Source organism: Lentibacter sp. XHP0401 (assembly GCF_025751535.1).
Taxonomy (GTDB): Bacteria; Pseudomonadota; Alphaproteobacteria; order Rhodobacterales; family Rhodobacteraceae; genus Lentibacter.
Genome location: NZ_JAOWLC010000007.1, coordinates 212,738 through 223,822 on the forward strand (window position 1 = coordinate 212,738; position 11,085 = coordinate 223,822).

At 54.5% G+C, this 11,085-nt stretch carries 10 protein-coding genes; 4 read left to right on the forward strand and 6 right to left on the reverse strand.

Annotated features, from left to right (window positions below; translation table 11 throughout):
• The first annotated feature begins 26 nt into the window (after positions 1–26).
• Positions 27–299 carry a hypothetical protein gene (locus OE750_RS11080; RefSeq protein ID WP_263764249.1) on the forward strand — a complete coding sequence of 91 codons (273 nt, stop codon included), beginning with the start codon at positions 27–29 and terminating at the stop codon, positions 297–299.
• Here OE750_RS11080 and recF read toward each other — a convergent pair.
• The 6 genes from recF to mutM all read right to left on the reverse strand — a co-directional run bounded on the left by recF (position 279) and on the right by mutM (position 6,577).
• Positions 279–1,382, reverse strand: a complete 1,104-nt coding sequence (recF, locus tag OE750_RS11085) for a DNA replication/repair protein RecF (protein ID WP_263764250.1) — start codon at positions 1,380–1,382, stop codon at positions 279–281. The two genes, OE750_RS11080 and recF, sit on opposite strands and share 21 nt — an antisense overlap.
• Before the next feature lie 21 nt (positions 1,383–1,403).
• Entirely contained in the window at positions 1,404–2,522 is a 1,119-nt protein-coding gene (dnaN, locus tag OE750_RS11090) for a DNA polymerase III subunit beta (RefSeq protein WP_263764251.1), read from the reverse strand.
• A gap of 122 nt (positions 2,523–2,644) precedes the next feature.
• Positions 2,645–4,021, reverse strand: a complete 1,377-nt coding sequence (gene dnaA, locus OE750_RS11095; protein WP_263764252.1) for a chromosomal replication initiator protein DnaA — start codon at positions 4,019–4,021, stop codon at positions 2,645–2,647.
• A 427-nt stretch (positions 4,022–4,448) separates the two neighbouring features.
• Positions 4,449–4,712, reverse strand: a complete 264-nt coding sequence (gene rpsT, locus OE750_RS11100; RefSeq protein ID WP_263764253.1) for a 30S ribosomal protein S20 — start codon at positions 4,710–4,712, stop codon at positions 4,449–4,451.
• Positions 4,713–4,882: 170 nt separating this feature from the next.
• Entirely contained in the window at positions 4,883–5,659 is a 777-nt protein-coding gene (locus OE750_RS11105) for an enoyl-CoA hydratase (RefSeq protein ID WP_263764267.1), read from the reverse strand.
• A gap of 66 nt (positions 5,660–5,725) precedes the next feature.
• Complete coding sequence (gene mutM, locus OE750_RS11110) at positions 5,726–6,577, reverse strand: bifunctional DNA-formamidopyrimidine glycosylase/DNA-(apurinic or apyrimidinic site) lyase (protein WP_263764255.1); 852 nt, start codon at positions 6,575–6,577, stop codon at positions 5,726–5,728.
• A 94-nt stretch (positions 6,578–6,671) separates the two neighbouring features.
• Between mutM and ubiE the strand changes: the two genes are divergently transcribed.
• The 3 genes from ubiE (at position 6,672) to OE750_RS11125 (ending at position 11,048) form a co-directional block, all read left to right on the forward strand.
• Positions 6,672–7,415 (forward strand): bifunctional demethylmenaquinone methyltransferase/2-methoxy-6-polyprenyl-1,4-benzoquinol methylase UbiE, encoded by a 744-nt coding sequence (ubiE, locus tag OE750_RS11115; protein ID WP_263764256.1) that lies wholly within the window; start codon positions 6,672–6,674, stop codon positions 7,413–7,415.
• Positions 7,412–8,941 carry a 2-polyprenylphenol 6-hydroxylase gene (gene ubiB, locus OE750_RS11120; protein ID WP_263764257.1) on the forward strand — a complete coding sequence of 510 codons (1,530 nt, stop codon included), beginning with the start codon at positions 7,412–7,414 and terminating at the stop codon, positions 8,939–8,941. The genes ubiE and ubiB overlap by 4 nt, the downstream gene beginning before the upstream one ends.
• Positions 8,942–9,044: 103 nt before the next feature.
• Entirely contained in the window at positions 9,045–11,048 is a 2,004-nt protein-coding gene (locus tag OE750_RS11125; RefSeq protein WP_263764258.1) for a YjbH domain-containing protein, read from the forward strand.
• Positions 11,049–11,085 lie beyond the last annotated feature (37 nt).

The following is an 11,085-nucleotide window of genomic DNA, read 5'->3' on the forward strand; positions in this document are numbered from 1 at the left end:
GCACAGTCTTTTGCTAAACTCTCGGCATGATAAATGAAAAAGCATCCAAGCCCCGCAAGCCACATGCCGAAGCCTTCAGGCCCAACAAGCCCAAGGATGACCAACTTTGGTCCCCTCTGGAGTTCGTGTTGTTTTCCGTAGCGATTGTATCCGTTTTCGCGTTCACCATGGGTCAGGCCAACTACGCTTACGTCGCTTATCTGTTCGAGCCCGTCTTTCTGATTGGCGTTATCGGACTGCTGGCGCAATGGGCTTTCAAAGCGTGGCGAAACAAGCCCTCAGAGCAAGATAACCTCTGAAGCACCAGCGTTTTCGCGCACCTCAATGTGCTGTGCTCGCGCGCCCAGTTCTGCAAAAAGTTCGGGGCCGGTCCCCGTCATCCATGCCTGCGCCCCTAACGCGCATATCTCATCATAAAGCGCGGCTCTGCGGCTCGCGTCCAGGTGCGCTGCCACCTCATCGAGCAGCACGATCGGAGGCGCGCCCAAATCCGCCTTCAAGGCCCGCGCATTGGCCAAAATGAGCGAGATCAAAAGCGCCTTCTGCTCCCCTGTAGAGCAATCTTTGGCAAGCACGCCTTTAGCCGCAAAAACCCCATATAAATCAGAGCGATGCGGCCCAACCAAAGCCCGCCCCGCAGCCATATCACGAAAGCGGCTTTCGGCTAAAGCCTCAGCCAGATCCGTCTCGGATTCGGGCATTCCACCTTCGCTTTGGACCAGCTCAAGCTCCGCAGATGGAAAGGCCGTTTCCGCTCCTTCCTGTGCGGCTCTAAGCCGCTCTAGCGCCGCCACACGATTGGCATGAATAGCCGCTCCGCTCCGCGCCATTTGCCCTTCAAGCGCCACATACCAATGTGTATCGCGCACCTCGGCCTTAAGTAGCCTGTTACGCTCGCGCATAGCTTTTTCATACTCAAGCGACACATCGGAGTGATCAGGAAAAAAACTCATGCTCATGCGGTCCAGAAAGCGCCGCCGCCCATCAGCGCCCTCGATCCAGAGTCGATCCATCGACGGGATCAGCCAAACTACCCGCGCAATGCGCCCCAGCGCCGTCTGCGCCGCGGGCTTGCCATCAATCCGCACAGAACGCGCTGCGCCGTCTTCGGAGCTGGTCTCAATCTCATATGTGCGGCCATCACTCTCGATAAGCCCTGCAAGCTTCCAGCCGATATCTTCAGGCCGCTTCGCCATATCCTTGGCCGCAGCGCGCCGCATACCGCGCCCGGGCGAAAACAAAGAGACCGCTTCCAAGATGTTGGTTTTACCCGCGCCATTGGCTCCGAAGATAGCCAGAGGGCGCGCATCAACCTGAAGCCGCGCAGCCTTGTGCGAACGGAAATGAGAGAGTGAAAGCTTGGTGAGGGCAAGCGAAGCCATGCGTGCTTACCCCGCCAAAGCTCAAACGCGCATGGGCATCACGACGTAAACAGCCGACGTGTCATTGCCTTCGCGCATCAACGTTGGATCGCCCGAAGAGTTGAACATAAAGACTGCGTTTTCGCGGTCAACCTGGCTGGCGATCTCGAGCAAATACTTGGCGTTAAAGCCGATTTCGAGGCGCTCATCGCCATAGGCCACAGCCAGCTCTTCTTCCGCCGCACCGCTGTCGGGTGCATTTACTGAGAGGATGAGCTTGTCTTCTTCAAGCGTCAGCTTCACAGCGCGAGAACGCTCGGATGAAACAGTCGCCACACGGTCAACCGCTTTGGCAAATTCGGCTGCATCCACCTCAAGCTTGCGAGTGTTGCCCTGCGGAATAACGCGGGTATAGTCGGGGAATGTGCCGTCGATCACCTTGGAGGTGAGCGTGATATCAGGCGTGGCAAAGCGAATTTTAGTCTCGCTCACAGACACCGCAATCTTGGCTTCGTCATCATCCAGAAGCTTGCGCAGCTCATTGACCGTTTTACGGGGCACGATCACACCTGGCATATCAGCAGCGCCTCCGGGCAACTCTGCATCAATACGTGCAAGGCGGTGTCCATCAGTGGCAACACAGCGCAAAACCTTGCCGCCGTCCGCATCAGAAACATGCATGTAAACGCCATTGAGATAGTAGCGCGTCTCTTCCGTCGAAATCGCGAATTTTGACTTGTCAAACAAGCGACGCAGCATAGGTGCAGGCGCTGAAAAGTTCGAGCTGTATTCAGATGTTGCCATCACGGGGAAATCTTCCTTAGGCAAGGTCGCCAGCGAGAAGTTCGAGCGCCCCGCCTCAACAGTAAGGCGGCCGGTCGCACCGTCATCTATCAAGGTCACAAGGGCGCCGTCAGGAAGCTTGCGCACAATCTCATGAAGCATCACAGCCGACACAGTCGTTGCGCCCGCGCGCTCGACTTGCGCATCGGCACGGTCGACCACTTCGATATCAAGGTCAGTTGCCCGGAAGCGCACATCGCTGTCCTGCGCTTCAATCAGCACATTTGCCAAAATGGGGATCGTGTTGCGGCGCTCCACAACAGACTGCGCTTGTGACACGGCCTTCAACAATGCGGCGCGCTCTATGCTAAACTTCATCCCTAGCTCCTCTGTGCTGGCGGGAGGGGCAAGTTATCCCATCTGCCAGCCAACTCAAGTTCTTTTATTGTGTTGTCCACTGGAAAGCGGGAGCCGTCAAGCGCAGACGCCCTACAAGAGGCTTAGGCCTCAAGCAGACGCCGCAGGATTTCTATATCTTCGGCAAGTTGACCATCCTGCATGCGCAGATCGTCAATCTTACGCACACCATACATGATTGTCGTGTGGTCACGCCCGCCAAAGCAGCGGCCAATTTCCGGCAACGAGCGGCTGGTGAGCTGCTTGCAAAGATACATCGCAATTTGGCGTGGTCGTGCATAGGTGCGCACGCGCTTGGGGCCAATCATGTCACTCAGGCGAATGTTGTAATGCTCCGAAACCTTTCGCTGGATTTCTTCAACAGATATTTTGCGCTCGGAATCACGCAACACATCGGCCAGACAGTCCTGCGCCAGCTCAAGCGTAATCGGACGCCCAACAAGTGAAGCGAAGGCAAAGAGCCGCGTCAAAGCGCCTTCCAGCACACGCACATTGGTGCTGATACGGTGCGCGAGGAACTCGAGCACGCCTGCGTCAAGCTCGAGTTCAGGGTATTGCGCCTGCTGCACTTCAACCTTTGACTGCAGAATGCCAAGGCGAAGTTCGTAATCTGTCGGGTGAAGATCAACAACGAGGCCACACTGCAGGCGGCTCTTGATCCGCTCTTCGAGCCCCTTGATCTCACCTGGCGCACGATCAGCTGAAATGATGATCTGTTTATGCTGATCCACCAATGCATTGAACGTATGGAAGAACTCTTCCTGCGTGCTGTCTTTTCCCGCGATAAACTGGACGTCATCGACCATAAGAACATCAACGGAGCGGAAAAGCTCTTTGAAATCCATCATCTTGCGGTCACGCAAAGCCTGCACGAAGCGATACATAAACTGTTCAGCCGAGAGATAAACCACGTTGAGATCAGGCCGTGAGGCCTGAAGCTCCCAAGCAATTGCGTGCATAAGGTGGGTTTTCCCAAGGCCAACACCACCGTAGAGAAACAGTGGATTGAACGTGACTGGCCCACCTTCAGCAACACGCTTGGCCGCCGCATGTGCCAGCTCGTTGGGCTTGCCTACAACAAAACGAGAGAAGGTAAACTTCGGGTCCAACGGAGCCGCAGCAAGGACACTGTGTTGCTTTTCAGCTTTTTGAGGGACCGCTTCGGTCTCGGTTTCCACGCTGTTTGAAGTGCTGCTGCCTTTGACCGCAGGAGCGTTCCCGGCAGGAACCATGAAGCGGACGCGTGACACATCCAAGCCAAGACCCATCATTTGGTAAAGTATTTGATCGCCAAAATTTTGTTTTACGTAATTGCCCAAAAAGGTCGTGGGAACATTGAATGTCGCAACCCCATCGTTGAGGCCCTCATATGCCAAAGGCTCAATCCAGCTTGCGAAATTGTTCTTACCAACTGCGTTAAGAAGGTTGCCCTGCAACGCGCCCCATTGTTCGTCCGTCATACTTTTCCCGCTTCGTCCCTAGGGCCCTAAAAGAGGCCGCCACCAATTCTCAAACAGCAATCAAATACCCGCAGAGGGCAACTTCGATTGAGCGATCCCCTTAAGGTCGCGAAATAGAAAAACACTCCGGCAAAGGCCGGTAAATGTGCACTTTATCACTGCAACCTTAGGACATATGGCCAATTTCAATGCTCAACTCCCAAATCAAGCATGACTTTTTGCGGCCTGTCCCCCCAATGCGAGGTGAATCGCTGAAGCTGAAATTAGCAATATGCGCGCGCCTGCCGCAACTTATCTTCACGCTTGACTCACGATTCCTTTAAAAAGAATCTCACGGCCGCTCACGGAATGTTGAAAACATAAGAAAAAACGAAAAACGGCGCTCCCGAAGGAACGCCGCATTTTAACCATAGTCTGGCCTCGGAGCTTAGCCGAGCGCCTTCACGCGTGATGTCAGGCGCGACATTTTGCGCGCTGCTGTGTTTTTATGAAACACACCTTTTGTCACGCCGCGCATCAGCTCTGGCTGAGCTGCGCGCAGAGCGGCGGCGGCTGCTTCTTTGTCGCCAGATGCGAGTGCTTCTTCAACTTTACGCAGGTATGTGCGAATGCGCGAACGACGCGCCTTGTTCACAGCGAAGCGTGCTTCGTTCTGACGGGCGCGTTTTTTTGCTTGGGGCGAATTTGCCATGTGAGTGACCTCGGTTCGGTTATGTTATTTCGTTAAAACGCAATGCGCCCATTAGCCGACACCGAAGTGGTGATTCGAGCCTTAGCGGGCTGCACACGCATGTATTGCGAGGCCGTATAAGCCAGTTTGCTGTAAATGCAAACCCTTATATAGCAGCCTCGCTGTTGTGGTTAACGGTCGCGGAACTGTGGCTGACGCTTTTCACTAAACGCAGCCATGCCTTCTTTCTGGTCTTCCGTGGCAAAGAGCGAATGGAAGACACGACGTTCAAAGAGCAAACCTTCGTTCAGCGTGGTCTCAAAAGAGCGGTTCGTTGCTTCCTTGATGGCCATAACTGTAATCATCGACTTCTCGGCAATCTTGGCTGCAGCTCCCATCGCTTCTTTCATCAGCTCTTTCGCTGGCACAACACGGCTTACAAGCCCTGCGCGCTCGGCTTCCTCAGCATCCATGAAGCGACCAGTCAGGTTCATATCCATCGACTTTGCCTTGCCAATCGCCCGTGTCAGACGTTGCGTGCCGCCAAGTCCGGCCATAACGCCAAGGTTAATTTCGGGTTGACCAAACTTGGCCGTATCAGAGCAAATGATGAAATCGCACATCATCGCAAGTTCGCACCCGCCGCCTAGCGCATAGCCGGAAACAGCTGCAACAATAGGCTTGCGAATGCGCCCGATCTCGTGGCTTTCGGGCGTAAAGAGATCTTCCGTGAACACATCCACGAAACTTTTCTCGCTCATCATTTTGATATCAGCGCCCGCAGCAAAGGCTTTTTCGCTCCCCGTAATTACAATGCAGCGCACTTTCTCATTGGACTGCGCTTCCTTGAGCGCCTCCACAAGTTCGGTGAGAAGCTCGGCATTAAGAGCATTGAGGGCATCAGGGCGGTTTAGGCGGATAAGTGCAATGTGGTCTTCCACGTCGACGATGATCGTCTCAAAGGCCATGAGAATGTCGCTTTCGCTTGTTTCACTCAGAGACGTTTGCATATCATCCCTGTCGTTCGGTTCAAGCTATCTTTGACAGCGCGGACAGTAGAAGGTTGAGCGCCCCGATTGCACAATCCGTTTAATCGTGCCGCCACACTCGGGCGTCTGACAAGCGGCCCCTTCGCGATCGTAGACATGAAACTGATGCTGGAAATAGCCGAGTTCACCACTGGCTTGCTTAAAATCTTTCAACGAAGATCCTCCCGCAGAAATCGCATTCTGGAGCACCTCACGGACAGCGGGAACAACCTTTGCAAGCTTGGCTCGGCTCACCTTTCCTGCCAGTCGCGTTGGAGAAATGCCTGTTCTATGAAGCACTTCGCAGACATAGATATTGCCTAGCCCCGCAATAATCTTCTGATCCAGCAGCGCCGCTTTCATCGGGGTACGCCGCCCCGCAAGCGCCTCCGCCAGATAACTTTCAGAAAAAGCATTGCCCAAAGGCTCCGGCCCCAGCTTGGCCAAAAGTGGGTGGCTCTCGGCTGTCTGCGTGGGCAAAAGATCCATCGCCCCAAAGCGGCGAGGGTCGTTAAAAGCAATGCGCGCACCACCCTCCATCCAGATGATCACATGATCATGCTTTTCCAATTGCGGGTGCTCGTGAACAAACTGCCCCAAAGGGTCGCCCGAGACCGTCATACGCCCGGACATGCCCAGATGAATGAGAAGCGATTCCCCGCTGGAGAGATCCGCCAAGATATATTTTGAACGCCTACGCAGTCGTAAAACCTCTTGCCCCGCCAACCGCTCGGCCATGCGCTCGGGAAAGGGCCAGCGCAGGTCAGGGCGGTTCACGTCAACCCGTTCAATTCGCACCCCTTCCATAGAAGGCGAAAGGCCACATCTGACGGTTTCAACTTCGGGCAGTTCAGGCATATGCCACTCGCTTTACTGTTTCGTGTCATTTCAACGCATTGTGCGCGACACACCAGCACTATATGAGGAATGTACAAATCAATCGGCAAGGCCCATGGCAGATAAAACAACACATTTCGGCTTTCAAACTGTCCCCGAATCCGAGAAGGCAGGGCGCGTTCAGGGCATCTTCGGTTCGGTCGCATCCAAATATGACGTGATGAACGATGCAATGAGCCTCGGCATTCACCGCATCTGGAAAGACGCGATGATGGACTGGCTTGCGCCCCGCAAAGGACAGCGCTTGCTTGATGTGGCAGGTGGCACGGGCGACATCTCCTTCCGTTTTATCGAGCGTGCGGACGAGGCCGAAGCCGTTGTCTGCGACCTCACCGAGCCGATGCTTATCGAAGGGCGCAAGCGCGCTGAGGCCGAGCAAATGGCCAGCAAATTGAGTTGGGTTGTGGGGGATGCCATGGCGTTGCCCTTCCCAGACAACAACTTTGACGTTTATACGATATCCTTTGGCATCCGGAATGTCACCCGCCCGCAGGAAGCACTGAACGAGGCTTACCGCGTGCTCAAACCTGGCGGGCGGATCATGGTGCTGGAATTCAGCCAAATCCCAAACGATCTGATGCAAAAAGCCTACGACCTTTATTCGTTCAACATCATTCCGCGTCTTGGCCAAGCCATTGCAGGCGACAAAGACAGCTACCAGTATCTTGTCGAATCTATTCGCCGCTTCCCCGATCAGGAAACTTTCCTTGGCATGATCAAAGACGCAGGCTTTGAAAACGCTAGTTATCGCAACCTCAGCCTTGGAATTGCGGCCCTTCACTCAGGCTGGAAAATTTGAAGGGTCCGCACAATATCTTCCGGATGATCCGGATGGGAGCCACCCTTGAACGCACGGGTGCGATGCCAATCGTTCTCGAGGCATTCGATGCGCCCCGCTCCCTGCGAATTCTTGCGCGCACACTGGTTTGGCCATTTCAATGGCTTGGCAAACGCGGCGATGCCGAGTTGCCGCCACCTTCCCGCGCACTTTCTGCTCTTGGGCCCGCCTACATCAAATTTGGTCAGGTACTCAGTACGCGACCTGACCTTGTCGGAAATGATTTGGCGGTGCAACTCCGGGTTCTACAAGACAAGCTACCACCTTTCCCGACGCCCGCAGCCAAGGCAATGATTGATTCTGAACTCGGCCAGCCCTTGGATACCATCTTTGAAGATTTCAGCGAGCCTGTGGCAGCGGCCTCAATTGCGCAGGTTCATAAGGCCCGCCTGCGTGAAACAGGGGAGAGCGTCGCGATCAAAGTTCTTCGCCCTGGTATTGAGCGCGCTTTTCAGCGCGACATCGATGTGTTCTATTTTGTGGCCGGTTTTATCGAAGCCTTCAGCCCCGGGTCGCGCCGTCTCAAACCTCGTGATGTCATCAAGCATTTTGAAGGCGTCGTAAAAGGTGAGTTGGATCTAAGGCTTGAAAGCGCATCCGCAAGTGAATTTGCAGCCAATACTGCAGGCGACGCCGGCTTCACCTTGCCAAAAATTATCTGGGATCACTCCAGTCGCCGCGTGATGACGATGAGCTGGGCCGAAGGTGTTCCCTTGGGAGACAACGCTGCCATTGACGCCATGGGCCACGACCGGGACGAACTGGGAACGCGCGTGTTGCAACTCTTCCTGAACCACGCACTACGCGACGGCTTTTTCCATGCAGACATGCATCAAGGCAATCTCAAGGTTGCACCCAACGGAGATATTATCGCCTTTGATTTTGGAATCATGGGCCATATTGATGAATACACCCGTCGCGTTTATGCCGAAATTCTCTACGGCTTTATCAAACGCGATTATCAGCGCGTGGCCGAAGTTCACTTCGAAGCGGGATATGTCCCTTCCGACCGCGATGTAGAAGAGTTCGCTCGTGCCCTCAGAGCCGTTGGCGAGCCTATCTTCGGGATGGATGCCACACGCATTTCCATGGGCAAGCTCTTGAGCTATCTCTTTGAAGTTACCGAGCGCTTTGGCATGGAAACGCGCACCGAGCTTATTCTTTTACAGCGCACCATGGTTGTTGTTGAAGGCGTTGCGCGCAGCCTCAGCCCGCAGCTCAACATTTGGGATGTAGCCCGCCCGATTGTTGGAGACTACATAAAACAGTCTCTCGGCCCTCGCGCTCTTGCGGGCGATCTCATCAAAACGCTTCAGGTTGTCGCGCGATTTGGTCCGCGGCTACCGCGCCTTGTTGAAAGCGCGCTGGCGGCACAGGCCGCAGAGCCATCTAAGACAACTCCAAAAACATCGCGCACCCTAGTCGCTGTTGCGGCTCTATGCGGTGCCGGGCTTACCGCCCTTGGCTTCATTTTATTCTCAGTCTGAGGCGAATTTGCAGCAACTAGGCGAAAGCTCGCTGCTTATGCCTATGAAACCAGCTTGGCTTGCATTAGTTTGGCCCGCAACGAACACGAGGCAAACGCACGAAATGCGCAAATCACACTTTCTGTCAGGCATCGCCGCGCTTACCCTTGCGCCAGCAACGCCCTCAGCCGAACCGCAGACAACACCCTGGGTCAACATGTATGGCGTTTCCGGCGGGCTGATTGATATGCCTACCGCCGAAGTTGCCCCTGACGGACAACTTACCTCAACTGTCTCGCACTTTGGCGGCACTACAAGAACAAACCTCGCCTTTCAGCTTACACCTCGCTTGTCTGGAGTGTTCCGGTATTCAGCCTTAAGAGACCTAAAGAAAACAACAAACCCGGCTTTTCCACTTGCAACCTATTACGACCGAAGCTTCGATCTTCACTACCAACTTCTAGACGAAGGCAACTACCGTCCAGCGGTTGCAGTCGGCCTGCGCGACCTACTTGGAACCGGCCTTTATGGCGGTGAGTACATTGTCGCCACAAAATCCGTAGGCGGAAAAGTTCGCCTGACAGGTGGCGTTGGCTGGGGGCGCCTAGGCAGCCACAACAGCTTTGCAAGCTTTGGAACTCGGCCAACCGAATTGCTTGGCGGTGGCGGAAGCCCTAACTTCGACCGCTGGTTCCGCGGCCCAATGGCTGCGTTTGCAGGCGCAAGCTACCAACATAATGATAAGCTTGGCTTCGCTGTTGAGTACTCATCTGACGCATACTTGCAAGAAGGCGTCGATATGTTCGATGTCAAATCACCGTTTAACTTTGGCCTCAAATACAAGTTTAACAACACTGTACAACTTGGCGCCTCGTACATGTATGGCAGCGAGTTCGGCATCAATGTATCTATCGCGCTCGATCCGAAAAGCTCTCCCGCTGCGGGCGGCACTGATACGGCACCACAACCAGTCGCGCGCCGCAATGCGCAATCTGCGCAAGACCTTGGCTGGACCGCTGATGCCAGCCGAAAGCCTCAGATCAAAGCCTCTCTGACGACTGCGCTTAAGCGCGAAGGCATAGCCCTTGAAGGCGTGAAGATTGATGCGACTTCTGCTGAAGTTCTTATCCGTAACGAACGCTTTGACATTGAAAGTCAGGCCGTTGGACGCACGATGCGCATCATGAGCCGCATTTTACCTGCTTCGGTCGAGACCCTGAAAGTAACACAGGCCAATCAAGGTGTTCCCGCTGGTTCAGTCACCCTTGCAAGATCTGATCTCGAAGCGTTCGAAAATGCGCCCTCTTCCGCTATTCTTGAGCGCGCACGCTTTTCAGCTGACAGCCGAAACCGAGATTTCGACGTAATTGACGAGACCTACCCGCGCCTGCTCTGGAGCTTCGGCCCGACTGTGAAGTTAAGTGTTTTCGATCCGGACAGCCCCGTGCGAGCCGATGTGCTCGCTAGCTTGGAGGGGCAATATCACATCGCCCCCGGGTGGGTGGCCTCGGGTTCGTTCAATTATAAAATCGGCGGCAACCTTGATGACCTTCCTCAGAACCGCACTGGTGTGGTTGCTGTCAATCCGCCCCATGCCGTGCGCTCTGATGCTCGTCTATATGCAGAAGGCAATGGCCCCAAGATCGAACACCTGACAATCGCCAAATATGGGCGTTTGAGTGACGACCTTTACGGCCGTGTAACTCTTGGCTACCTCGAGCAAATGTATGCAGGTGTTTCAGGCGAAGTGCTTTGGAAACCCGTAAACAGCCGCCTCGCGTTGGGTGGAGAAATTAACTATGTCGCGCAACGTGACTTTAATCAGGGCTTTGGCCTTCAAGATTACAAAGTCGCAACGGGCCACGTTTCAGCCTACTATGATTTGGGGCACGGCTTCCATACACAGATTGATGCCGGTCGTTACCTTGTGGGTGATTGGGGTGTTACGGCCTCCCTGGATCGCGAATTTGGGAATGGATGGAGCGTTGGTGCATATGTCACAAAAACCACCCTTTCATCAGAACGGTTCGGCGAAGGTTCGTTTGACAAAGGTATCCGCATATCACTCCCGATGAGTTGGGCGCTTGGCTGTCCGTCGTCAGAGTTTTTGGGTCCAAGAGCGGCCTAAACTAAGAGAGAGTTTGGCTCATCTAGTTGGTTTGATT